The sequence below is a fragment of the Chromobacterium sp. ASV23 genome (assembly GCF_016428945.1).
GTDB lineage: Bacteria > Pseudomonadota > Gammaproteobacteria > Burkholderiales > Chromobacteriaceae > Chromobacterium > Chromobacterium sinusclupearum.
This window is the reverse complement of sequence record NZ_JAELTR010000004.1, coordinates 1-23,658: the sequence shown is the minus strand read 5'-3', so window position 1 is coordinate 23,658 and position 23,658 is coordinate 1. Positions and strand designations below refer to the sequence as shown.

Here is a 23,658-nt window from a genome sequence, read left to right as displayed (position 1 = left end):
TGCCCTTCCCGCGTCCACGATGAATACTGAGGAGGGGTCACATCATGACTGATTTCTGGCTGCAATACGGCGACGAGATGCTGCCGGTGATAGGCGACTTTCCCAGGGTCGGCGACTATCTGCCGAGTTTCATGCTGGTGGATGACCAAAAACGCGACGCGGCGCTGGAAAGCTATCTTGGCCCCAAGGTCATCGTCACGCTGCTGTCTGTGGACGAGGAGGAGCACGGCGGCATTCTGCTGCTGCGCGAAACCCGCCGCTGCCTGGATCGCTGGCCGCACCTGAAGCTGATCGTCATCACCGTGGACTCGCCATCTTCGCTGGCCCGGGCGCGCCACGAGCACGGCCTGCCCCACACCACGCTGCTGTCCACCCTGCGCGGACGCGACTTCCACAAACGCTACGGCGTGCTGATCACGGAATTTCCGCTGAGCGGCTACACCGCGCCGGCCATCATCCTGGCTGATGCCAACAATGTGGCGCACTACACCGAACGGCTGGTCGATACCCGCGCCATGTTCGACTTCGACGCCATCGATGCCTTGCTGCAACAGGGCGAGCAGCAGGCGCTGGAAGCCGAGCGCGCCGCCGAGGAAGCGCGGCAACAGCAATTGGCGGAGCGCGAGCTGGGCACCGAGCGGCTGGTGGAGAAAGCGCGCCAGATCGAGCAAACCCCGCCCAAAACCAGCTACGGCAACCGCTGAAGCTTAGATAAAACAAAACCGCCCGTTTCCGGGCGGTTTCTCATTCACTGATGGATGGCCGTCAGCCTTAGCTGTTCAGTTCCTTGGCAAGGTACAGCCAGGTTTCCACCACGGTGTCCGGGTTCAGCGACACGGTTTCGATGCCCTCTTCCACCAGCCACTTGGCGAAGTCCGGATGGTCGGACGGGCCCTGGCCGCAGATGCCCACGTACTTGCCCAGCTTGCGGCAAGCCTGGATCGACATGTGCAGCATGGCCTTGACCGCCTCGTTGCGCTCGTCGAAAGTGCTGGCGATCGGGCCGCCGGAGTCGCGGTCCACGCCCAGCGTCAGCTGGGTCATGTCGTTGGAACCGATGGAGAAGCCATCGAAGTGCTGCAGGAACTTCTCCGCCAGCACGGCGTTGGTCGGCAGCTCGCACATCATGATCAGGCGCAGGCCGTTTTCGCCGCGCTTCAGGCCGTTTTCGGCCAGGATCTCGACGACTTTCTCGGCTTCGGCCAGCGTGCGGACAAACGGGATCATCACTTCCACGTTGGTCAAGCCCATCACGTCGCGCACCTTCTTGATGGCGCGGCATTCCAGCTCGAAACAATCGCGGAACGACTCGGCCACGTAGCGCGCCGCGCCGCGGAAACCGATCATCGGGTTTTCTTCGTGCGGTTCGTACAGCTGGCCGCCGATCAGGTTGGCGTACTCGTTGGACTTGAAGTCCGACATGCGCACGATGACCTTCTTCGGATAGAACGCCGCGGCCAGCGTGGACACGCCTTCGGCGATCTTGTCGACGTAGAAGTCCACCGGGCTGGCGTAGCCGGCGATGCGATCGGAAATGGTTTCCTTCAGCTCCGGACTCAGCTTGTCGAATTCCAGCAATGCCTTCGGGTGGATGCCGATCTGGCGGTTGATGACGAACTCCATCCGCGCCAAGCCCACGCCTTCGTTCGGCAGCTGGGCGAAATCGAACGCCAGTTCCGGGTTGCCCACGTTCATCATGATCTTGACCGGCGCCTTCGGCATCTTATCCAGTTCCAGATCGATGACTTCCACGTCCAGCAGGCCGTCGTAGATGTTGCCAGTGTCGCCCTCGGCGCAGGACACGGTGACCTGCATGCCTTCCTTCAGCACCTGGGTGGCGTCGCCGCAGCCAACCACGGCCGGGATGCCCAGCTCGCGCGCGATGATGGCGGCGTGGCAGGTACGGCCGCCGCGATTGGTCACGATGGCGGCGGCGCGCTTCATCACCGGTTCCCAATCCGGGTCGGTCATGTCGGTCACCAGCACATCGCCCGGCTTGACGCGATCCATCTCGGACGCGTCCTTGATGGTGCGCACCACGCCCTGGCCGATCTTCTGGCCGATGGCGCGGCCTTCGCACAGGATTTCGGACTTGCTGTTCAGGCGATAGCGGCGCAGGGTGTCCTTGCGGTCTTCCTGCGACTTAACGGTTTCCGGACGCGCTTGCAAGATGTACAGCTTGCCGTCCAGACCGTCGCGACCCCACTCGATATCCATCGGGCGGCCGTAGTGTTTTTCGATGATCAGCGCGTACTGGGCCAGCTCGGCCACTTCGGCGTCGCTGATCGAGAACTGCTTGCGCAGCTCGGGCGCCACGTCCACGGTTTTGACCGAGCGACCGGCTTGCGACGCGTCGGTGAATTCCATCTTGATCAGCTTGGAACCCATGGTCTTGCGCAGCACGGCCGGGCGGCCGGCCTTCAGCGTCGGCTTGTGCACGTAGAACTCGTCCGGGTTCACAGCGCCCTGCACCACGGTCTCGCCCAGGCCGTAGGAGGCGGTGATGAACACCACGTCTTCAAAGCCGGATTCGGTGTCGATGGTGAACATCACGCCAGCCGCGCCCATATCGGAACGCACCATGCGCTGCACGCCGGCGGACAGGGCCACCACGTCGTGGGCGAAGCCCTTGTGCACGCGGTAGGAGATGGCGCGGTCGTTGTAGAGGGAAGCGAAAACGTGCTTCATCGCATCCTTGACATTGTCAAGGCCGCGGATATTCAGGAAGGTTTCTTGCTGGCCTGCGAACGAGGCATCGGGGAGGTCTTCGGCGGTGGCGGAGGAACGGACGGCGACGGAAATGTCAGCGCCGCCGGCATCGGCCACCATCTTGTCCCAGGCTTCCTTGATGTCGGCATCCAGCTTGGCAGGGAACGGCGTATCGATAATCCACTGACGGATTTCCTTGCCGATGCGAGCCAGCTCGCTTACGTCTTCAATGTCCAGCTTGGCCAAAGCGGCATTGATCTTGTCCGCCAGGCCGTTATGCTGAAGGAAATCGCGGTAGGCTTGCGCGGTCGTCGCGAAACCGCCGGGAACGCGCACGCCGGAACCGGCCAGCTGACTGATCATTTCACCAAGGGAGGCGTTCTTGCCGCCTACCTCTTCCACATCGGTCATGCGCAGTTTCTCGAACCAGATGACGTAGTTCTCTGCCATCACTTCACTTCCTGTGTTGGGATTGGGACGATGCGCCGCATTCTAGCCGAATTACGCGCCGATTGCGTAGCAACTTTTGCAGCGCACAAGATTTTTTGCGACAGACGGAATGTCAAAACCAGCAGAATCAATCAGTTGCCGAAGCCCCAGGCGGCCAAAGTAAGAAAATGTCATGTAATGTTGTGATTACATGAAGAAAACGAATCCCTGCCAAGCCGATACCATCCGCCCCTGCGCCGGTATACACTTTGCACAGACAAACCCATAGCAAGCAAGGTCTTCCATGCCGCACCATCGCTCCGCCTTCTTCATCTCCGACCGCACCGGCATCACCGCCGAATCGCTGGGCCATACGCTATTGACCCAGTTCGACAGCCTGGACTTCCAGCGCGAAACCGTGCCCTTCGTCGACACCGTGGAAAAAGCGCAAACGCTGGCCGAGCGCATTAGCGCCGTGGCCGAGCGCGATCATCTGCGCCCGCTGGTCTTCACCAGCATCGTCAATCCGGAAGTGCGCGAGGCGCTGCGGCTCAGCAATGTGATCCTGATCGACTTCTTCGAGACTTTCATCGGCCACCTGGAGCTGGAGCTGGGCCAGAAAGCCTCGCTGACGGTGGGCAAGGCGCACGGCATGATCAACGAGGAGAAATACGATCACCGGATCGAAGCGGTGAATTTCTCGCTGAACCACGACGACGGCGTGAAGCTGAAAGACCTGAACGAGGCCGATGTCATCCTGATCGGCGTCTCCCGCTCAGGCAAAACGCCTACCTGCCTGTACCTGGCGCTGCAGTACGGCATACGCGCCGCCAACTACCCGCTGACGCCGGAAGACCTGGACAGCCCCACCCTGCCCAAGATCCTGCTGCCGTTCAAGGACAAGATGTTCGGCCTTACCATCGACCCGAACCGCCTGCACCACATCCGCTCCGAACGCCGGCCCGACTCCAAGTACGCCAGCATGGACAACTGCCGGCGCGAGGTGAACGAGGCGGAATCGATGTTCCGCCATCACGGCGTGCCCTTCATCAGCACCACGCACAAGTCGATCGAGGAAATCGCCTCCACCATCATGCACAAGGCGGCGCTGGGCAGGAAGTTCTAAGAACGTGTTCACGATCTTTGGCTTTTAGACCTGATTTGTGAAAAACAAACACGTTTTCGATGCACCCACATCCCTTCAAGCCTGCCGTCGGGTGGCAGGCCCGAGGTCTTAAGCGGCTGCATGTTCGAGCGATTTGACGTTAGCAAATCGCGAGTTCAGCCGCGCCTCGGGCCTGACGGGAACCGGCGGGAAGCCGCAGGCCAGGCTTGCAGGGTGGCTTTTAGGGGTGGAGGGGATATTTGGCCAAGCAAATATCCCCTCCCTGCCGCCGGCAGCCCTGCAATGAAAACGGCAATCCGCGCAGCGGATTCAATCGTGAACAAGTCCCAAGCGCCACTAGCCCCCGGCCCGCTTGGTCTTGAATCCCAGCTTGACCAATTCGGCGACCACGGTTTCCACGTGGTCGCCCTGTATCTCCAGCACGCCCTCTTTCACGGTGCCCCCGCTGCCGCAACGCGTCCGCAGCTGCTTGCCCAGCTTGGCCAAGGCCTCGCCGGCCAGCGGCACGCCCTTCACCACCGTCACCGCCTTGCCGCCCCTGCCCTTGGTCTCGCGCGAGACCCTCGCAATGCCATCGCCTGCGGGCACGGTCGGCTGGCCGCATTGACACTGGTCTATAGGTTGTCGGCAAGCGGGGCACATCCGGCCATGCTCGGTCGAGTACACCAGCCCGCCGCTTTGTTTTGCTTTCATCGTCAGCGCTCTCCTGCAAAGACGCCATGGTCGCGTCAAAGCCGCATCAGGACAAGCAGAGAAAGCGGGCACGCCGCGCCCCGATTGCTTTGATTTGGATGCCAAGCATGACCGGATTAAGCCACCCCAACAAAATTCATAAAAACTCACAAAACACAAATAACATTGTCAATATGTAAAATTTGTGAAAATTACCGAACAAAAGCAATTATTCGCTCTCAAACAATCAACCCTATTTGAGAGCGCTTGCATGAACATCCCCGACTTCAACCTGCCACCGATCCAGCTGATCCGGCCTTGGCCGCAACAGCTAGCCGGCGTGCAATCCAGCCGGGGAAGCAGTGCCGAGCCGCAGCATGAGTTCGCCGAGATGCTGTACCGCAGCGTGCTGCAGAACCCAGCGCATACCCTGCCGGCGCTCGCGCCAGCCTTCCTGCCGCCTGCCGTGCTGAGCCAGCCGCAAACCCGTTCCTCGCGCCCATCGCCGTCGCAGGCCCGCTCCGCGGCGCGTGCCTATTCGCCCTCATCCAGACCGACCGTCGGCACCCTGCTGCAAACCGAGGCTTGACGGCGCGGCCGCAGCCATGGTTTGATGGTTTCATGAATACCGCATCCGCATTCGCAATCCGATTTTGGTGGTGGCGCCTCTTCTAGGCGGCACCGGCGAACGCGCACGCAAAAACCCGGAGGCTGCCGACAAGGCGCACCGGGTTTGTTTTTTAGCCTCACCTCCCCCAGTCCACCCTGTCGGCTCCCTCCCCGAACTACACGGAAAGCGATATGAATCTGGACACCATCACCAGCCAAGACATCATCCTGACCGGCGACCGCACCACCGGCCAACTGCACCTGGGCCATTATGTGGGCTCGCTGCGCAACCGCGTCATCCTGCAGGATCGTTGCACCCAATTCCTGCTGCTGGCCGACGCCCAGGCCTTGACCGACAATATGGGCAACTACCTGAAGGTGCGCGACAACGTGCTGCAGGTGGCGCTGGACTATCTGGCCGTCGGCATCGATCCGGCCAAGAGCACCATCTTCATCCAGAGCCTGGTGCCGGAGCTGACCGAGCTGGCGTCCTACTACCTGAACCTGGTGACGGTGGCGCGGCTGGAACGCAACCCCACCATCAAGGACGAGATCAAGCAGCGCGGCTACGAGCGCGACATCCCGGCCGGCTTCCTCACCTACCCCGCCGCCCAGGCCGCCGACATCACCGCCTTCAAGGCCACCATTGTGCCGGTGGGCGACGATCAGATTCCGATGATAGAGCAGACCAACGAGATCGTGCGCCGCTTCAACGCCAGCGTGGAACAGGCGGTGCTGGTGGAAGCCAAGGCCGTGGTGCCGGAAGTCGGTTCGCGCCTGCCCGGCATAGACGGCAAGGCCAAGATGTCCAAGTCGCTGGGCAATACGCTGACGCTGTCCGCCAGTCCGGACGAGATCCGCCAGGCGGTGAAAATGATGTACACCGACCCGAACCACCTGCGCGTGGCCGATCCCGGCCAGGTGGAGGGCAATGTCGTCTTCACCTATCTGGACGCCTTCCACCCAGACCAGGAGCTGGTGCAGGGCCTGAAAGCGCATTACCAGCGCGGAGGCCTGGGCGACACCGTGATCAAGCAGCATCTGGAAGACTGCCTGCAGGAGATGCTGGCCCCGATACGCGCCCGCCGCGAGCGCTATGCGCAAGACCCGGCCGCGGTGTTGGACATGCTCAAAACCGGCACCCGCCGTGCCCGCGACGTGGCCGCGCGCACGCTGGCCGAGGTGAAGGCGGCGATGGGCCTCAACTACTACTGAGCGGGAGGCAGACATGGAACAGCTCTATCAATGCCAGACCCTGCCCGAAGTGCGCGAGCAAATCGACCGCATCGACCGCGCCCTGGTTGCGCTGATTGCCGAACGCGGCCTCTATGTGCGCCAGGCCGCGGCGTTCAAACATAGCCGGGACGAGGTGGAAGGCGGCAAGCGAGTGGACCAAGTGATGCGCCGGGTGGAGCGGCTGGCTGGCGAGCTGGGCGCGGACGCCGCGCTGACCGCGGCAGTCTATCGTACGATGATCGAATACTTCGTCGCCGACGAAATGGCGGTGTTTCGCCTCAGGCAACAGCCGCGTATCGATTGAGCCGATGGGCCGGCTTCCCTACAATGCCTACGGCATCGCCGCAGCCCGGCGGCGGCTCGCCCCATTCCGCACTGGAGAATCTACCGATGAAAGCCATCGCGCTGCTGTTGCTCGCCAGCCTAGCCTCCCTCGCCCACGCCGAAGAAGTGGGCGAGGTATCCACCACCTTCAAGCTGCTCAGCCCCAACGACAAGGTCATCGTCGAAGCCTTTGACGATCCTTCGGTGCAGGGCGTGGCCTGCTATGTGTCGCGCGCCAAGACCGGCGGCTATCAGGGCGCGCTGGGCCTGGCCAAGGACCCGTCCCGCTTTTCCGTCGCCTGCCGCCAGGTTGGCCCCATCCGCTTCAGCCAGCCGCTGCCGCCACAGGAACAGGTGTTCAAGGAAAGCGCGTCTTTCGTGTTCAAGCATGTGCGGGTGGTGCGCATGGTGGACGCCAAGCGCAATGTGCTGACCTACCTGACTTACTCTGACAAGCTGGTGGATGGCAGCCCGGACAACGCCATCACCGCCGTGGCCGTGCTGGACCAGAAAATCCCGCTGAAAAAGTGATTAAGCCAAGTTATTGATAGTCATGATCTTTTTAAACATGATGGCCATCATGCAATGGGTAACTCGGCCCGCCAGCCATCGAAACCGACTTCCACGCCCGGCGGGCATTGCGCGCTGAGCGCCTGGTACTCCAGCTTGTGCGTCATGTGGATCAGCACGGTGCGGCGGGCCCCGATACGGGCCGCCCACTCCAATGACTGGGCCACGCACAGGTGGGACGGATAGGGATCGGCATTGAGGCAATCGAGGAACAGCAGGTCCAGCCCCTCCAGCAGCGGCAGGCTGCTATCCGGGATGTGCGACAGGTCGGTCAGCCAGGCCATATTGCCGACGCGCCAGCCCAGGCAGGGCCAGCTGCCGTGCAGCAGCGGAATCGGCGTCAACGCCACGCCCTGGTGTTGAACGGGTCCGCTCACGGTCTCCGGCAGCAGCACCGGCTTGTCCCACATCTTGGACGGCGCTTGCAGCGCATAGCCAAAACGCTCGCGGATATTGGCCATGGTGAACTCGTTGCCATACAGCGAGATCGGCCCTTTCTTCAGGTAGCAGAAGGCGCGCAGATCGTCGATGCCGTTCAGGTGATCGGCGTGCGGATGGGTGTACAGCACGGCATCCAGCCTGTCCAAGCCTTCGCGCAGCGCCTGCAGGCGCAGGTCTGGTCCGGTATCGATCAAAAAACCCAGTTCGCCGACGCGCACATAGGCGCTGGCGCGGGTGCGCTTGTTGCGCGGATCGGTCGAAACGCAGGTTTCGCAGCGGCAGCCTATGGCCGGCGTGCCGGAGCTGGAACCGCAACCAAGTATGGTGACTTCTAGCTTATCCACAGCGTCCCTTGTCGTTCATTGGCACAATGGCGGCCGCACCGCCGGCACCACCGTAGACCCGCCCTCGCACACCACCTGGCCCGCGGGGCCGACATTGCAGCTGCCATTAGGCGCGGCCGCGCAATGCGGGGCGCCATCCGGCCCCAGCAGGCAAAGGCCCGGACCGGCATAGAAACTGCCATTGGCGAAGATGGCGCCGCCGCCGGGATACGGCGAACAGAACAGATTGCCGAACGAATCCACCACGCAGGCGCCGGCGCTGCAATAGGCCTGGCCCTGGTGCAGCACCGCCTGTCCGCCCGGCGGCGCGCAAAAGCTGCGCCCGGCCAGGTTGACGCAATTGGCCAAAGCCGGCGCGGCGGCCAGCATGCCGGTCAGACACAAGGCGACAAGCCGCATGGCAGCCTCCGTTTCAGCGCGCCGCCTTGGCGAACAGGCGGAAGAAATTGTCCGTGGTGGCCTGGGCCACCTGTTCGAACGGGATGCCGCGCAGCTGGGCGATGAATTCGGCCACATGCCGCACATAGGCCGGCTCGTTGGTTTTGCCGCGGAACGGCACCGGCGCCAGATACGGCGAGTCGGTTTCGATCAGCATCCGCTCCAGCGGCACTTTCTGCGCCACTTCCTGCACCTGCTTGGCGTTCTTGAACGTCACCACGCCGGAGAAGGAGATATAAAAGCCCAGCGCCAGCGCGGCCTCGGCCACTTCCCAGGTTTCGGTAAAGCAATGCATCACGCCGCCGCATTGCTCGGCATGCTCTTCCTGCATGATGCGTATGGTGTCGGCGGCCGATTCGCGGGTGTGGATCACCAAGGGCAGCTGCATGCGCTTGGCGGCGCGGATATGGGTGCGGAAGCGCTCGTGCTGCCATTCCAGATCGCCCTTGCACCAGTGGTAGTCGAGGCCGGTTTCGCCTATGCCCACCACGCGCGGATGGGCAGCCAGCTGCACCAGCTCTTCCTCGGAATACTCCTCGGCATCGGGATCGTCAGGATGCACGCCGACAGTGGCGTACAGATTGGGATGCGCTTCGGCCAGCGCCAGCACCTGCGGGTACTTGGGACGGCTCACGCCGATCACCAGCGCGTGGGTGACCTGGTTCTGGCGCATATTGGCCAGCACGTCGGGCAGGCGCTCGGCCAGGTCGGGGAAATTGATGTGGCAGTGGGAATCGATCAGCATGGCGGATGGTGAATCTGTCTAACAGACTACAGCATACCATGCCGGCGGACCGCCTTGCCGCGCGGCCGCGTTACATCGTGTGCGTGGGGCGGCTGGAATTGAGCACGCCGCCCAGCAGCGTTTCGATCTTGTCCTTGGCTTGCTTGCCGGCGTCGCCTGAAACGAATTCCACGCCTACGCCCTGCACCCGGCTGTTGTTGGCGCCGCTGGGCGTGATCCACACCACCTTGGCCTGCACTGCGATGCGTTGCGGATCGTCCATCAGCGTGAGCAACAGGAACACTTCCTCGCCCAGCTGCATTTCCTTGCTGGTGGGGATGAAAATGCCGCCATTGCGGACGAAGGGCATATAGGCGGCGAACAGCGCGCTGCGCTCCTTGATGTGCAGCGACAGCACGCCAGGGCGATTGGGGTTGGTCAGATCCGGCCGAGAATTCGCGGCGTCCATAGCGGGGCTTGCCCTCTCCGTCTTTAACCGGCCTTGGCGCCGGCGAAGATCTTCAGATAGTCCATCAGCACCGCCTCCAGCTGCAGGCGGTTATTCAGCGTATGTTGCGCAAACGGCGCCAGCTCGGTCAAGCCTCTCTGGCAGGCCATCAGTTGCGTCGTGTCGCAGCGCGCCGCCAGCGCGGACAGCGCGCGCTCCTGATCCGGATAATAGCGGAGCCGGCCGGCCAGGCACAGCGCGGCCAGGTCATGCAGCCATTTCTGCAGCCAGGACAAGGGCTGCAGCAGCGACAACTGCTTGTTCTTGTCCACCAGCTCGGCCAGTTGCAGCATGCCGGCGAAGCTAGGCTGCCCCAAGCCGCGGACGAACTGGGCGCGCAGCGCCGCCAAATCCGGATCGTGATCGAACAGCGGCGCGCCGCCGTTGTGCGCCAGCTCCACCTCGGCGTTGGCAATGCCCTGCTCCCTCAGCCAGGCCAGCGCGGCAGCCTCGGCCGGACGGGTCAGCGCAAACTGGCGGCAGCGGCTGCGGATGGTGGGCAGCAAGCGTTGCGGCGCATGCGATACCAACAGGAACAGCACCGCCTCCGGCGGCTCCTCCAAGATTTTCAGCAAGGCGTTGGCGGCGGCCAGGTTCAGGTTCTCTGCCGGCTCCACCAGGATCACGCGTCGTCCGGCGCGATGAGCGGTCAGGTGCGCAAAGTCGATCACCTCGCGCACCGCCTCTATCTTGATTTGCGGCAGCTTGCGGGTGCTTTTGCTCTCCTTGCCCTCCTCGTCTTCATCGGAGAATGGAGACAGGCGGCGAAAATCCGGATGGGTGCCGCTGGCGAACCAGCGGCAGGCCTGGCACTGGCCGCAAGGCTGATGCCCCGCGCCAGGGTTTTCGCACAGCAGGGACTGTGCCAGATGCTCGGCGAAGGCCAGCTTGCCGATGCCGGCGCCGCCGGTCAGCAGCCAGGCGCCGGGCATCCGTTCGCGCTCGGCGTTCAGCCGCTGCCAGTCTTCGCTCTGCCACGGGTACAGCATCAGCCGCGCTCCAGCAGTTTTTGCAGATGGCCGGCGATATCGGCCTGAATCTCGGCGATGCCGCGGCTGGAATCCAGCACCGCGAAGCGCTGCGGCTCGCTATCCGCCCGCCGCAGATAGGCCTCGCGCACGCGCTGATGGAAATCGGCGGCTTCCTGTTCGAAGCGGTCCAGTTGGCGGGTCCCGGCCATGCGTCCGGCGGCCACTTCCAGCGGCAGGTCGAACAGCAATGTCAGGTCCGGCTGCAAGCCGCGCTGCACCCAGTCCTCCAGAACGCCGATGCGTTCGAACGACACGCCGCGGCCACCGCCCTGGAAGGCGTAGGTGGAATCGGTGAACCGGTCCGACACCAGCCAGCGTCCGGCGCACAGCGCCGGCTCGATCACATCGGCGATGTGCTGCTGGCGCGAAGCGAAGGCCAGCAGCGCCTCCGCGTCCAGCGAGACGAGGGTTTCCGGCGCCAGCAGCAGCTCGCGGATCTTTTCGCCCAGCGGCGTGCCGCCGGGTTCGCGCGTGAACACCGCCTCGATGGCATGGCCAGCCAGCCAATCGCGGATGAAGGCCAGATGGGTGCTCTTGCCTGCGCCGTCTATGCCCTCAAGCGTGATGAATCGGCCGCGCGGGGCCTGCTGCTGACTGCTCATTGCTTGCCTTTCTTCAGGATGTACTTGCGCACCGCCTGGTTGTGCTCTTCCAGGGTGCTGGAAAACTGCGAACTGCCGTCGCCGCGGGCGACGAAATACAGCGCGGTGGACTCCGCCGGCTGGGCGGCGGCATACAGCGCGGCCCGGCTAGGCAGCGCGATCGGCGTCGGCGTCAGGCCGGCGCGGGTATAGGTATTGTACGGGGTATCGCGGCGCAGGTCCGCCTTGCCGATATTGCCCTGGTAGCGGTCGCCCATGCCGTAGATCACCGAGGGGTCGGTCTGCAGCCGCATGCCCAGCTTCAGCCGGTTGACGAAGACCGATGCCACCATGGGCCGGTCCAGCTCGTTGGCGGTTTCCTTTTCGATCAGGCTGGCCATGATCAGCATCTCGTACGGCGTGCGGTAGGGCAGATTAGGCTTGCGCGATTCCCAGGCCGCAGACAGTTGCTGCTGCATTTTCTCGAACGACAGGCGATACAGATCCATATCGGACGCGCCCGGCGTGAACAGATAGGTGCTGGGGAAGAACAAGCCCTCCGGGTCCGCGCCCGGCAGGCCCAGCTTGCTCATCAATTCGGCGTCGCTGAGCTTCTGAGCGTCATGGCTCAAGTCCGGGCTGCGGTCTATCGCCTGGCGGAACTGGCGGAAGGTCCAGCCTTCAATCGTGGTCAGGCTGGCCTCGTCCGGCCGCCCTTCGCGCAGCCTCTGCAACACGTCGAGCAGCGATTGCGGCCCCTGGAAACGATAGAGGCCGGCCTTGATCTTGCGGTCCGAGCCGGACAGCCGCGCCAGCGCCACCAGCAACTGCGGGCTGCGGACTGCGCCATCCTCGCCCAGCGTGCGGGCGATCTGCTTCATGGTGCGGTTAGGTCCGACCAGCAGCCGGTAGCCGGCATCCGGCAGCGATACCGGCATCAGCGCGGCCCAGCCCAGCCAGCCGATGGCGCACAACAGGAGCAACAACAGAATGCCGGGTAATCTTTTCATAAGGCTCAGCAACGATGATCGGTTTCACAGCCGTCCAGGCGGCAAAGGCGGAATCATACCAGCAAGCAGCCCTGTCCGACATGACAGGCCCATCGCGCCGGAATTCTCATAGTTTGTCCCACATCAACAGCAAGCGCCGCGGTTTTGCCTATTTTCCAGCTGACAGCATGCCGTTTCGGCAGGCGCCGCCGCGTCGCCCCCACGACCGGCCATCTTAACCACTGCGAGCACGGCCCGAAATGAAACCTTTCTTCAATCTAGGATGCGCGCTGGTCGCCTGGAACGAATTGTGCCGGATCAGCCGGACCCGCGGCCGTCCGGAAGGCGCCACGCCGCTGCCATTCCAGCAAGGACGGGACAAACGGCAATTCATCTGCCACGAAACCGCGCCGCGGCTGGCGAGCTACGGTTCGCTGCTGCTGGAGCCGATCTGGTTGCTGAACCATAACGTCAATGGCCGCTGGCAATTGACAGCCACCGCGCTGGGCAACGGGCTGAACCTGCGGCTGCAGACGCTGCTGCACGCCTGGCTGCCGGAGATGCCGCTGGCGCAGGAAGCCGGGCCGGGTGTCATGCGGATGCGCCTCGCGGTGCGCGGCTATCTGGTCGACATCGGCGCGCCGCCGCCCTTCCTGCGCCCGCCGCGCACCATCGATGCCCGCTCGCCCTTGCTGAGCGGCATCGCGCCCTATCTGGAACAAGTGGCCAGCGTGGTTCAGCTGTCCGATGCGCAAAGCGGAGAACTGCTGGGCGGCGGCGTCAATCTGCTGGACGTGCGGCTGCCGCCGGAACCATCGCAAGCCGGCAGCTGGCAGGCCTTGCTGGCCTGCGACTGGCCGCGCTTGCTGCAAGCGGGCGAAAGCGCCTTGGCCGCTGGCTAGCATGCGCTGCTTGGCGGCATAATGACAGGCAGCTCAACAGAAACCTTGGAATCCGCCATGCCGCGCCTTCGCCTCGCCGTGCTTTGCCTGTTCCTCTCCCCCATCGTCCTGGCCGATACGGTCACGGTGGCGGTGGCCAGCAATTTCCAGCAAACGCTGGACAAGATCGCCGTCGCCTTCAAGGCCGCCACCGGCCATGACATCAAGGTCAGCGCGGGCGCCTCCGGCAAGCTGGCGGCGCAGATTCGCCAAGGCGCGCCATTCGACGTGTTTCTGTCCGCCGACGACGAGCGGCCGACCGAGCTGGCGAAAGCCGGCGTAGGCGTGCCGTCCAGCCAGTTCACTTATGCCTATGGCCAGCTGGCGCTGTGGAGCAAGCAGCGCGACGACGCCGGCGAGGGCGCGCTGCGCCGCGGCGACTTCAACAAGCTGGCGGTGGCCAACCCAACCACCGCGCCATATGGCCGCGCCGCGATGGAAACCTTGGCCGCGCTGAAGCTGGACGCCGCGGTCAAGCCCAAGCTGCTGACCGGCGACAATATCGGCCAGACCATGCAGTTCGCCCAGGTCGGCGGGGCCGACTTCGCCTTTGTCGCCTATTCGCAACTATTGGAACAAGGCATACACAGCCATTACTGGCTGGTGCCGGAAAAACTGCATCAACCCATCCGCCAGGATGCGCTGCAGATCAAGCCCACGCCGGCAGCCGGCGCGCTGATGGCTTTCCTGAAGGGCGAACAGGCGCGCGCGTTGATGGCTCAGGCCGGCTACCGCTTCAAACCGTGACCTCGCAAGACTGGAGCGCCATCGCGCTGACTTTGCGCCTGGCCGGCATCAGCACCTTGCTGCTGCTGGCGTTGTGCATCCCGCTTGCCTGGTGGCTGGCGCGCGGCAGTTCGCGGCTGCGGCCGCTGGCGGAGGCGGCAGCCATGCTGCCCCTGGTGCTGCCCCCCACCGTGCTGGGCTTCTATCTGCTGCTGGCCTTCGGCCCTCATGGGCCGGTAGGCTGGCTGACCTCGTCGCTAGGCCTGCCCGGCCTGGCCTTCACCTTTGCCGGCCTGGTGATCGCTTCGGTGCTGTACTCGCTGCCCTTCGTGCTGCAACCGCTGCTGGCCAGCTTCCGCGCGGTGCGGCAGGAAGAGCTGGAAAGCGCCCTGCTATTGGGCGCCGGGGCCTGGCAGCGGATGCGCCACGTGATCCTGCCATCCTGCCGCACCGGCGTGCTCAGCGCCGCCTGCCTGGGTTTTGCCCATACCGTAGGCGAGTTCGGCGTGGTGCTGATGATAGGCGGCAATATTGACGGCGTAACCCGGGTGATATCGATCGCGCTGTACAATCAGGTTGAGCAAGCCGACTACGCCTCAGCCCATCAATTGGCGCTGATGCTGTTGCTGTTCTCGCTGGCGGCCCTGTCGCTGGTCTACTGGCTGAACGCCAGACAGAAAAACGCGGAACACTAGGGGCTGTTGACGTTTGGTGAGTGGATCGCGTTTGAGCTACGCCAAACCCGCAGGGCCGGGCGCCTTTCGCGCCGACTCTTCGTTGTTCCGCGCTGGCAGAGAATGACTATGCGGCGCGCGAAACGCCTCGATTCGGTGCAAAATGCATCCCGGCGCGACCGCTCACCAAACGTCAACAGCCCCTAGACTTAGCCCTTGAAACGGGCATTCACTCCGGAGATAGAAACATGCGCAAACCCCTGCTTCTTGCCGTCCTCGCCCTGTTCAGCGCCAACCTAGCGCTGGCCGACGCCGCCTGCGACGCCAAGGCCGCCGAAAAGAAATTGGCCGGCGCCGCCAAACAAAGCTTCCTGAAGAAGTGCGAGAAAGACACCGCCGCCGCACAGGCCAGCTGCGACGCCAAGGCCGCCGACAAAAAACTGGCCGGCGCCGCCAAGCAAAGTTTTACCAAGAAATGCGTGAAGGATGCGATGGCCAAGTAAGCCCCCGCCACAATCGAAACGGCATGGCCAAGGCCATGCCGTTTTTACTGCGCCAAGCAAGCAAACCACGGGCGGCACGCAAAAAACCACTTAGTCGCCAATGACTTGGCGACAATGGTCTACACTTGTACAAGGCATGGCTTGCGCGTATTGGCGATGAACTCCCTGTCAGGATACAACTCTACTCTCTCGTCTTTCGACAGTTTGCTGCCGAACTTGAGCAGTTTATTGTCTGGCGGCCTGCTACTTGGCTCGGCAAGCAATGCCAGCAGCAGCGCGGCCAATGGCGCCAGCTCCACCGACCCCATCCAGGTCGAGCTATCGGGCCTGGGCCAGTTATTATCCGTGCTGAACACTTTCCAAAGCAGCCTGCAGCAGATTTATGCCCCAGCCATCCAGTATGGCGGCGGCACCGCCACCAGCAGCAATCCTGCTGTAGCCAGCGTCAGCACCTCCACCGGCGCGCAGAACGCCAATTATCAGCTGACGGTATCGCAACTGGCGCAATCCCAAAGCGCCATTACCAGCTTTACCTTGCCCGACACCAGCAGCACCTCGGTGGGCACCGGCAGCCTGACCATCACCACCGGCAGCTATGCCTACACCAGCCCCACCTCGGCCACCGGCTTCACCCCGAACGACACCCCGGTGACGGTCAGCATCACCAACGGCACCCTGTCCGGCATCGCCAGCGCCGTCAACGGCGCCAATACCGGCGTAGTGGCCAATGTGATCCAGAACGCATCGGGCGCCTACCAGTTGCAGTTCAGCTCAGCCAACACGGGAACCGGTAACGATTTCCGCATCACGGTCAGCGACAACGACGGCAACAACACAGACCAGAACGGCCTGTCTAGGTTGGCATTCGACCAGACGCTGGCAGTCGGCAGCGGCCAGAATCTGACGCAAACCCAAAGCGCTCTGAATGCCAGCTATACGGTCAATGGCGCATCGGCCTCCAGCAGCAGCAACCTGGGCATTCAGCTCGGTAGCAACGTGTCGGCCAATCTACTGACCACCGGCAGCAGCACTATTTCGGTCAATGTGGACTTTGGGCAGCTCAACAGCAACGCGCAGGCACTATCCAATGCTTTCAATACCGTGCAGAACGGCATTAATGGGTTGCTAGGCAACGGCGCCACCCTGCAAACGGATCCGATTGCCACGCAATTGCCCCTGCTGCTGAACCAGGAAGTACAAAACACTTTCAGCAATGGCAGCTCGCTGCTGACGAGTCTCAGCCAGATCGGCCTGAACTACCAATCCCCCAGCCAGTACGGCCTGGGCGGTTCGCTGACTCTTGACGTCAACTCGCTGCAAACCGCCTACAATAGCGACTCCACCGGCACCGCCAATCTGGTATACACCGCTGCCCAGGCCTTGAACACGCTGTCCAACAGCTTCGCCTCTTACGGCAATGGCTCCATCGTGCAGGAAATGAACTCGCTGCAGGACCAGGACATTAGCAACCAGTTGAGCGCGCAATCCCCCTTGCCCAACAACACCTTCCCCTACAATCTGCAAAACCTGCTGAGCTACCCCTCCAGCAATTCAGCTCTGACGGCCCAGCAGATCAGCGGCCTTGCCACCTATGCTTTGATTTACTCGATCGGCGCGCCTTACGCGCTGGAGTCGCTGCTGGTCGGCCAAGGGCTGGGCCTGTCCACATCCGGTAGTTTCTCCGCCACTGCCTGAGTTCCCCCCGCTTTCATCGACGGCGTTTTTCGCGTTACAATTCATCGGATGATTGGATGTATTGGACACGCCCTATGCTCCCCGCCGCCGCCAAACGCTCGCTAGTCGACATCGCGTTGGAAAATCTGAGCCAACAACTCGCCGCCGGCCGCTGGCCGCTGGGCAGCCGCATGCCAACGGAGCCTGAGCTGGCCGAGGAACTCGGCATCAGCCGCAACACCGTGCGCGAAGCGATTCGCGTGCTGCTGTACGCAGGCCTGCTGGAAGTGCGACAGGGCGATGGCACTTATGTGCGCGCCGTGATCAATCCCGGCGAGGCGATGCGCTCCATCAGCCGCGCCAGCCTGCGCGAACACCTGGAGGTGCGCTGCCTGCTGGAAGAAAGCGCGGCCAGACTGGCGGCGGAACGCGCCGGACCAGGCGAACTGGCCCGAATCGCCGCTACGCTGGAGCAGCTGCGGCCGCAGGATGGCGAAACGCCGGAACGCTATGCCGAGCGCGACCTGGAATTCCACGTTGCCATCGCCGACGCCTGCGGCAACCAGGCGCTGGCCAGCCTGTACCGCTACTTCTCCGACGCGGTGCTGCAGAGCGTGCAGGACTCGATACGCGACGAGGCCCTGCCCGACCCGGGCTTCGCCGCCCATGCCGCCATCTATGAGGCCATACGCGACCGCAAGCCGGAACATGCCGGCCAGGCCGCCGCCGCCATCACCCGTCCGCTGCTGGCCACGCTGGACCGGCTGCTGCACAAGCAACGATAAGGAAGCACCATGCAAGAGAACACGAATCGGTCCAAACCGATCGCCGATGAACTGCTGATCGACGACGACACGCCTGCCGCCGCACTGGAGGGCAGCCGCGTCCGCACGCTGTTGCTGCTGTTGGGATTGGTGCTGGTAGGCCTCAACCTGCGCCCGGCGCTGTCCAGCCTGGCGCCGGTGCTGGGCATGGTCAGCCGCGACACTGGCCTGACGCCGACGCTGGCCGGCCTGCTGACCACGCTGCCGGTGGCCTGCTTAGGGCTGTTCGGCCCGCTGGCGCCGCACCTGGCCCGCAGGCTGGGCAGCGAGAAAACCATCGCGCTGGTGCTGATGGCGCTGGCCGCCGGCATCGTGCTGCGCACCGTGTTTGGCACCTTCGGCCTGTTTGCCGGCTCGGCTTTGGCCGGCGCCGCCATCGGCGTGATAGGCGTGCTGCTGCCGGGCATCGTCAAGCGCGACTTCGCCAGCCGCGCCGGCTTGATGACCGGCGTCTACACCATGGCCTTGTGCCTGGGCGCGGCGCTGGCGGCCGGCTTCACTGTGCCGGTGGCCGAGCATTTCGACCATGACTGGCGGCCGGCGCTGGCGCTGTGGGCGCTGCCGGCCGTGCTGGCGCTGGCGGTATGGTGGCCGCAGCTGAATACCCGCCACGCCGCGGCACAGGGCCAGTGGCAGGTGCGCGGCCTGTTGCGCGATCCGCTGGCCTGGCAGGTTACCTTGTTCATGGGCCTGCAATCGTCGCTGGCCTATATCGTGTTCGGCTGGCTGCCGTCCATTCTGATCGACCGCGGCCTGACGCCGATGCAGGGCGGCCTGATGCTGTCGCTGTCCACCATGGTGCAGGTGCCGGCCTCGCTGTTAGTGCCGATGCTGGCGCATCGCTGCCGCAACCAGCGCCCGCCCATTGTCGCCACCCTGCTGATGGTGATCAGCGGCCTCTTGGGCATGCTGTACGCGCCCACCGACAGCCTGGTTTTGTGGGCGGTGCTGCTCGGCTTCGGCCAAGGCGGCCTGTTCAGCACCGCGCTGAGCCTGCTTGCGCACCGCTCGCCGGATCAACATGTGGCGGCTCACCTGTCCGGCATGGCGCAGGGCATAGGTTATATGCTGGCCTCGCTTGGCCCGTTCGCCGTCGGCCTGATCCGCAGCCATAGCCATGCGACGTGGCCGCTGGCGCTGCTGTTCAGCCTGATCGCCGCGGCGGCGTTCAGCGTGGGCATGATGGCCGGCCGCAAGCGGCTGGTGGGCGTCAAAGCCGAGCCCATCTGACCGGAGCGATCCCGCCATGACAAAGCCCGCCATCAGGCGGGCTTTGTCTTGCGGCGGCCATCCCCTCACTTGGGCCGCGCGACGATGCCATAGCGCGATTGCAGCACCGGCAAGGTTTCGCTCGCCAGCGGCAGCACGGCTTCGGCCAGCTTCAGCGTCGTAGGCAGCGCCGCCATGTCGCCATCCCAGCCCGGCAAGCCTTCATCCAGCAGCGACGGCAGATCGCGATCGTCCACCACGGCCAGCTCGCCGCCGATTTCCAGCAGCAGCACGCCATCCGGCGTCAGCCAGGCCGAGCGCGCCGGCACATCGTCGTCGTAGGGCTGCGTGCTCCATCCCTTGGGCGTGCGCCTGGCAACCAGCGGAGCGGCGTCCAGCGTCACGTACACTTTCTGCGGGCCGTTCTGCACATAGCAGCGCCCCTGCCCGTCGCGGCTGTAGTTGCGGTTGAAGAACTCCGCCATGCCCTCGTGCTGCAGCCGCTCATCCTTGATCCACCACTGCCCGCGCGCGTCCAGCCTAAGCCAGCCGAATACCGCCGGCACATTGGGCCATTTGGCCATTGCGGCCAATACTATTGCGTCCATCGTTCTCCTCCCGCGGGTGGCCCCGCTTGTTCATTATCCATCGTTTGCCCTAGGGGCTGTTGACGTTTTGTGAGTGGATCGCGTTTGCGCTCCGCCAAACCCGCAGGGCCGGGCGCCTTTCGCGCCGACTCTTCGTTGTTCCGCGCTGGCAGAGAATGACTATGCGGCGCGCGAAACGCCTCGATTCGTCGCAAAATGCATCCCGGCGCGACCGCTCACCAAACGTCAACAGCCCCAAGCAGCGGTGGTTTACCAGCTGCTTAAGCAATGGCCCGCAAAACCGTCAGCGGCGGCGTGCGCGTCACCTTGCCCACCAGCGGCCACCCCGCCAGCGTCACCACCAGCACGCCGCTGGCCATGCCTATCGGCAGCAGCCACCAGTTCAACAACAGCGGCAAGGAAAACAGCTTGACCGCCGCCAGCACGCCTATGCCCATCGCGCCCAGCGCCGCCAGCAGGCCGGACACCGCGCCCAGCCAGATCAATTCGGCCAGCACCACGCGTCGTACCTGCGCGCGCGACGCGCCAAGAGCCCGCATCAGGCCGATGTCGGCCAGCCGCTCGTCGCGGGTCGCGGTCAAGGAGGCCCACAGCACCAGCACGCCGGCCGCCAGCGCCAACAGGAACATCGCCTCGATGGCCCGCGTCAGCTTGTCCACCATCGCCCGGACTTCGGCCAGGATGCTGCCGACGTCGATCACCGTCAAATTGGGGAAGCGCTGCACCAGCCGGTCGGCAAAGGCCTCGTCGGCGGGCGCCAGCCGGAAGCTGGTGATCCAGCTGGCCGGCTGCTGGCGGAACTGCCCCGGCGTGCCGATCACGAAGAAATTGACGCGGAAGCTGTCCCACGGCACTTCGCGCAGGCTGGTCACCTTGGCGCGGTAGGTAGTGCCGGCCAGATCAAAGGCCAGCGTGTCGCCCAGCCGGATGCCCAGGGTATTGGCCAGGCCGCGCTCCACTGAGAACTGCGGCTTCACCCGCTTGCCGTCTTCCCACCATTTGCCGGACACCACCTGGTTGCCCGGCGGCAGCTCGGCGCGCCAGGACAGATTGAACTCGCGCTCGGCCAGACGGCGCGCCTGCTCGCTATCATACGCGGCCGGCCGCACCGGCTGCTCATTGATGGCGATCAGCCGCGCGCGCACCATGGGCGACAGCTCCGGCTGCGGCCGGCCTTCCACGGCAAAAGCGTCGCGCACGTCATCCAGCTGATTGCCCTGAATATTGATGACAAACTTGTTGGGCGCGTCCGCCGGCACGCTGCGCTGCCAGGCGCCGATCAGGTCGTCGCGCACCACGGTCAGCGTCAGCAAGGCCATCAGCCCCACCGATAGCGAGGCGATTTGCAGCACGGCCAGCCAGCGCCGCCGCGCCATATTGGCGATGCCGAAGCGCCAGCCTATCTGGCCGCCGCGCGGCAGCCGGCGCATCAGCAGCACCAGCCCCATCGCCAGCCCGCCGGACACGGCGAGGAAACCCAGCATCGCCAACAGCAGCCAGGCGGCCAGCGTCCATTCGCCCACCTGCCACGACGCCAGCCCCAGCAGCGTGGCCAGCGCCAGCACCGGCGCCACCACGCCTTGCCGCGTCGGCGGCAACTCATTGCGCAGCACGGCGGCCGGGGAAACATCGCGTATGCCCATCAGAGGCGGCAGCGCCAGGCCTGCCAGCAACAGCAGCGAGGCCAGCGGACCGATCAGCCATGGCAGCCAGCCCGGGTCCGGCAACACCTCGCCGACATAGCCGCTGAACAGCCGCATCAGGCCCAGCTGCACGGCAAAGCCCGCCAGCGTGCCCAGCAGGCCAGCCAGCGCGCCCAGCAGCAGGAACAGGCTGACGAACAGCCCCCACACCTCTCCGGAGCCCAGGCCCAGACAGCGCAGCACCGCCACCTGCTGCCAGTGCCGCTGCAGATAGCGGCGCACCACCAGGGCGACCGCCGCCGCGGCCAGCGCCACCGTCAGCATGGCGGTCAGGCCCAGGAAGCGGCGCGCGCGCTCCAGGCCAGTGCGGATTTCCGGCCGCATTTCTTCCACATTCTCCAGCCGCGTGCCCTTGGGCTTGTGCTGGCGCAGCCAGCCGCGGAAATCGGCGATCTGGCGATCCTCGCCGGCAAACAGCAGGCGCCAGCGGATGCGGCTGCCTTCCTGCACCAGTCCGGTGGCCGGCAGATCCGCGCTGTTGAAGATCAGCCGTGGAATGAAGTTGTAGATATCCATGCTGCCGTCCGGCTCGCGCACGATGACGCCGGACAGCTTGAGCCGGGCATTGCCGACGCCGATCTCATCGCCGAGCTTCAGCTTGAGCCGCCCGATCAGCCGCGCGTCGGCCCAGGCGCTGCCCGGCGCCGGCTGCAGCTGGCCGCTCTGTTCACTGCCGTCCGCCAGCCTCACGGTGGTCTCGCCGCGCAAGGGGTAGCCGGCGCTGACTGCCTTGTACTGCGCCAGCGTGGCCTGGCCGCCGGCGAAGGCCATGGACGGGAAGGTGATGTTGTCGGCCGTCTGCAGGCCGCGCCGCCGCGCTTCGGCGCGTATCGCGTCCGACGCCGGCTGATTGCCGCTGAGCACCAGGTCGGCCGCCAGCAGCTGGGTAGCCTGTGTGGTCAGCGCTTTCTCCACCCGGTCGGAGAAAAAGGCGACGCTGCTCATCGCCGCCACCGCCACTAGCAGGGCCAGGCCGAGTATCGTCAGCTCGCCGGCGGCCAGTTCGCGGCGGATGAAGCGGGTCACCAGGCGGAAGCGTCCGAGCAGGGTCATGCCGCGCGCGCTCCGTTCAGCTTGCCGTCCACCAGCCGGTAGATGGCGTCGCAGCGGCTGGCCAGCTCGTTGTCGTGCGTCACCAGCACCAGCGCGGTGCCCTGCTCGGCATTCAACTGGAACAGCAGGTCGATGATCTGGCGGCCGGTTTGCGGATCGAGGTTGCCGGTGGGTTCGTCGGCGAACAGCAGTCCGGGATGGATGACGAAGGCGCGCGCCAGCGCCACGCGCTGCTGCTCGCCGCCGGACAGATGGCGCGGATAGTGGCCCAGCCGCGCCGCCAGCCCCACCCGCTCCAGCATCTGCCGCGCAGCCTCGCGCGCGTCGTTGCGTCCGGCCAGCTCCAGTGGCAGCATGACGTTTTCCAGCGCCGTCAGTTGCGGCATCAGCTGGAAGTTCTGGAACACGAAGCCGACTTTGTCGCGCCGCAGCAGCGCGCGAGCATCCTCGCTGAGCCGCGACAACGGCTTGCCGAACAGCGCCACCTCGCCATCGCTGGGATGATCCAGCCCGGCCAGCAAGGACAGCAGCGTGGACTTGCCGGAACCGGAAGTGCCGACGATGGCCACGCTCTCGCCGGGATACAATGTCAGCGTCGCGCTGCGCAGGATGTGCAGCACATCGCCGCGAAAGTGGACTTGCTTGGCCAAACCATTGGCGGCCAGCACCGCCGTCTTTTTCACTGGATCGTTCATGCGTTCAATCGTCTGCAAGATGCTTTTCCCCTTGTTGCTGCTATGGCAGCTGCCCGCCCTCGCCGCCACCGTGCTGGTATTCGGCGACAGCCTGTCGGCCGGCTATGGCCTGGCGCCGAATCAAGGCTGGGTCACGCTGCTGTCGCGCGAGCTGGCGCCGCGCCATAAGGTGGTCAACGCCAGCATCTCCGGTGAAACCAGCGCCGGCGGCCTGTCCCGGCTGCCAGATGCGCTGTCCCGCCACAAACCCGACGTGCTGGTGCTGGAGCTGGGCGCCAACGACGGCCTGCGCGGCCTGCCGATGGCCGAGATGCGAC

Annotated in this window: 26 protein-coding genes; 14 read left to right on the top strand and 12 right to left on the bottom strand. The window is 64.5% G+C overall.

Annotated elements, in window-relative coordinates:
* Positions 1 to 44 precede the first annotated feature (44 nt).
* The gene (locus JHD59_RS02985) at positions 45 to 704 is read left to right on the top strand and encodes a redoxin domain-containing protein (RefSeq protein WP_103320903.1); all 660 of its coding nucleotides are present in this window, start codon (positions 45 to 47) and stop codon (positions 702 to 704) included.
* A 67-nt stretch (positions 705 to 771) separates the two neighbouring features.
* Here JHD59_RS02985 and ppsA read toward each other — a convergent pair whose 3' ends face one another.
* Positions 772 to 3,159, bottom strand: a complete 2,388-nt coding sequence (gene ppsA / locus JHD59_RS02980; RefSeq protein ID WP_199153097.1) for a phosphoenolpyruvate synthase — start codon at positions 3,157 to 3,159, stop codon at positions 772 to 774.
* A gap of 283 nt (positions 3,160 to 3,442) precedes the next feature.
* Here ppsA and JHD59_RS02975 point away from each other — a divergent pair, with 283 nt between their 5' ends.
* Complete coding sequence (locus JHD59_RS02975; protein ID WP_103320905.1) at positions 3,443 to 4,264, top strand: pyruvate, water dikinase regulatory protein; 822 nt, start codon at positions 3,443 to 3,445, stop codon at positions 4,262 to 4,264.
* A 336-nt stretch (positions 4,265 to 4,600) separates the two neighbouring features.
* Here JHD59_RS02975 and JHD59_RS02970 read toward each other — a convergent pair whose 3' ends face one another.
* Positions 4,601 to 4,957 carry a translation initiation factor Sui1 gene (locus tag JHD59_RS02970; protein WP_199153096.1) on the bottom strand — a complete coding sequence of 119 codons (357 nt, stop codon included), beginning with the start codon at positions 4,955 to 4,957 and terminating at the stop codon, positions 4,601 to 4,603.
* A 250-nt stretch (positions 4,958 to 5,207) separates the two neighbouring features.
* On the opposite strand from JHD59_RS02970, the gene JHD59_RS02965 reads away from it, so the two are divergent.
* From JHD59_RS02965 to JHD59_RS02950, 4 genes are all read left to right on the top strand, one after another.
* A complete protein-coding gene (locus JHD59_RS02965) occupies positions 5,208 to 5,525 on the top strand; it encodes a hypothetical protein (protein ID WP_043621668.1) in 318 nt (105 codons plus the stop codon).
* A gap of 227 nt (positions 5,526 to 5,752) precedes the next feature.
* Positions 5,753 to 6,760, top strand: a complete 1,008-nt coding sequence (gene trpS, locus JHD59_RS02960; RefSeq protein ID WP_368671519.1) for a tryptophan--tRNA ligase — start codon at positions 5,753 to 5,755, stop codon at positions 6,758 to 6,760.
* A 13-nt stretch (positions 6,761 to 6,773) separates the two neighbouring features.
* Complete coding sequence (locus JHD59_RS02955; protein ID WP_199153094.1) at positions 6,774 to 7,085, top strand: chorismate mutase; 312 nt, start codon at positions 6,774 to 6,776, stop codon at positions 7,083 to 7,085.
* 86 nt (positions 7,086 to 7,171) lie between these two features.
* Complete coding sequence (locus JHD59_RS02950; protein WP_199153093.1) at positions 7,172 to 7,636, top strand: CreA family protein; 465 nt, start codon at positions 7,172 to 7,174, stop codon at positions 7,634 to 7,636.
* Positions 7,637 to 7,683: 47 nt separating this feature from the next.
* On the opposite strand, the gene JHD59_RS02945 is transcribed toward JHD59_RS02950, so the two are convergent.
* The 7 genes from JHD59_RS02945 to mltG all read right to left on the bottom strand — a co-directional run bounded on the left by JHD59_RS02945 (position 7,684) and on the right by mltG (position 12,752).
* Entirely contained in the window at positions 7,684 to 8,460 is a 777-nt protein-coding gene (locus tag JHD59_RS02945; RefSeq protein WP_199153092.1) for an MBL fold metallo-hydrolase, read from the bottom strand.
* A gap of 15 nt (positions 8,461 to 8,475) precedes the next feature.
* Positions 8,476 to 8,859: a hypothetical protein gene (locus JHD59_RS02940; RefSeq protein ID WP_199153091.1), complete on the bottom strand. Its 384-nt coding sequence runs from the start codon at positions 8,857 to 8,859 to the stop codon at positions 8,476 to 8,478.
* A gap of 13 nt (positions 8,860 to 8,872) precedes the next feature.
* Positions 8,873 to 9,643: a TatD family hydrolase gene (locus JHD59_RS02935; RefSeq protein ID WP_199153090.1), complete on the bottom strand. Its 771-nt coding sequence runs from the start codon at positions 9,641 to 9,643 to the stop codon at positions 8,873 to 8,875.
* Between the two features lie 70 nt (positions 9,644 to 9,713).
* Positions 9,714 to 10,091 carry a PilZ domain-containing protein gene (locus JHD59_RS02930; protein WP_043621644.1) on the bottom strand — a complete coding sequence of 126 codons (378 nt, stop codon included), beginning with the start codon at positions 10,089 to 10,091 and terminating at the stop codon, positions 9,714 to 9,716.
* Positions 10,092 to 10,114: 23 nt separating this feature from the next.
* Complete coding sequence (locus JHD59_RS02925) at positions 10,115 to 11,119, bottom strand: DNA polymerase III subunit delta' (protein ID WP_199153089.1); 1,005 nt, start codon at positions 11,117 to 11,119, stop codon at positions 10,115 to 10,117.
* Positions 11,119 to 11,763 (bottom strand): dTMP kinase, encoded by a 645-nt coding sequence (gene tmk, locus JHD59_RS02920; protein WP_199153088.1) that lies wholly within the window; start codon positions 11,761 to 11,763, stop codon positions 11,119 to 11,121. Before tmk ends, JHD59_RS02925 begins: the two co-directional genes overlap by 1 nt.
* Positions 11,760 to 12,752: an endolytic transglycosylase MltG gene (mltG, locus tag JHD59_RS02915; RefSeq protein WP_199153087.1), complete on the bottom strand. Its 993-nt coding sequence runs from the start codon at positions 12,750 to 12,752 to the stop codon at positions 11,760 to 11,762. Before mltG ends, tmk begins: the two co-directional genes overlap by 4 nt.
* 239 nt (positions 12,753 to 12,991) lie before the next feature.
* Here mltG and JHD59_RS02910 point away from each other — a divergent pair, with 239 nt between their 5' ends.
* The 7 genes from JHD59_RS02910 (at position 12,992) to JHD59_RS02880 (ending at position 19,303) form a co-directional block, all read left to right on the top strand.
* Positions 12,992 to 13,633, top strand: a complete 642-nt coding sequence (locus JHD59_RS02910) for a hypothetical protein (protein WP_199153086.1) — start codon at positions 12,992 to 12,994, stop codon at positions 13,631 to 13,633.
* 57 nt (positions 13,634 to 13,690) lie between these two features.
* Entirely contained in the window at positions 13,691 to 14,419 is a 729-nt protein-coding gene (gene modA / locus JHD59_RS02905; protein WP_199153085.1) for a molybdate ABC transporter substrate-binding protein, read from the top strand.
* Positions 14,416 to 15,093, top strand: coding sequence for a molybdate ABC transporter permease subunit (modB, locus tag JHD59_RS02900; RefSeq protein ID WP_199153084.1), 678 nt, complete (start codon positions 14,416 to 14,418; stop codon positions 15,091 to 15,093). Before modA ends, modB begins: the two co-directional genes overlap by 4 nt.
* Before the next feature lie 227 nt (positions 15,094 to 15,320).
* Positions 15,321 to 15,575, top strand: a complete 255-nt coding sequence (locus JHD59_RS02895) for a hypothetical protein (protein WP_199153083.1) — start codon at positions 15,321 to 15,323, stop codon at positions 15,573 to 15,575.
* Positions 15,576 to 15,791: 216 nt separating this feature from the next.
* Positions 15,792 to 17,270, top strand: coding sequence for a flagellar filament capping protein FliD (gene fliD / locus JHD59_RS02890; RefSeq protein WP_199153082.1), 1,479 nt, complete (start codon positions 15,792 to 15,794; stop codon positions 17,268 to 17,270).
* A gap of 74 nt (positions 17,271 to 17,344) precedes the next feature.
* Entirely contained in the window at positions 17,345 to 18,034 is a 690-nt protein-coding gene (locus JHD59_RS02885) for a FadR/GntR family transcriptional regulator (protein WP_199153081.1), read from the top strand.
* Between the two features lie 9 nt (positions 18,035 to 18,043).
* Positions 18,044 to 19,303, top strand: a complete 1,260-nt coding sequence (locus JHD59_RS02880; protein WP_199153080.1) for an MFS transporter — start codon at positions 18,044 to 18,046, stop codon at positions 19,301 to 19,303.
* A 65-nt stretch (positions 19,304 to 19,368) separates the two neighbouring features.
* Here the strand turns inward: JHD59_RS02880 and JHD59_RS02875 are convergent, their stop codons facing one another.
* The 3 genes from JHD59_RS02875 to JHD59_RS02865 form a co-directional block, all read right to left on the bottom strand.
* Positions 19,369 to 19,890 (bottom strand): DUF2946 family protein, encoded by a 522-nt coding sequence (locus tag JHD59_RS02875; protein WP_199153079.1) that lies wholly within the window; start codon positions 19,888 to 19,890, stop codon positions 19,369 to 19,371.
* 260 nt (positions 19,891 to 20,150) lie between these two features.
* The gene (locus JHD59_RS02870; protein WP_199153078.1) at positions 20,151 to 22,646 is read right to left on the bottom strand and encodes an ABC transporter permease; all 2,496 of its coding nucleotides are present in this window, start codon (positions 22,644 to 22,646) and stop codon (positions 20,151 to 20,153) included.
* Positions 22,643 to 23,341, bottom strand: coding sequence for an ABC transporter ATP-binding protein (locus tag JHD59_RS02865; protein ID WP_071109130.1), 699 nt, complete (start codon positions 23,339 to 23,341; stop codon positions 22,643 to 22,645). The genes JHD59_RS02870 and JHD59_RS02865 overlap by 4 nt, the downstream gene beginning before the upstream one ends.
* On the opposite strand from JHD59_RS02865, the gene JHD59_RS02860 reads away from it, so the two are divergent.
* A partial coding sequence (locus JHD59_RS02860; protein ID WP_233163870.1) for a GDSL-type esterase/lipase family protein occupies positions 23,340 to 23,658 on the top strand: 319 nt, incomplete at its 3' end. The genes JHD59_RS02865 and JHD59_RS02860 overlap by 2 nt on opposite strands.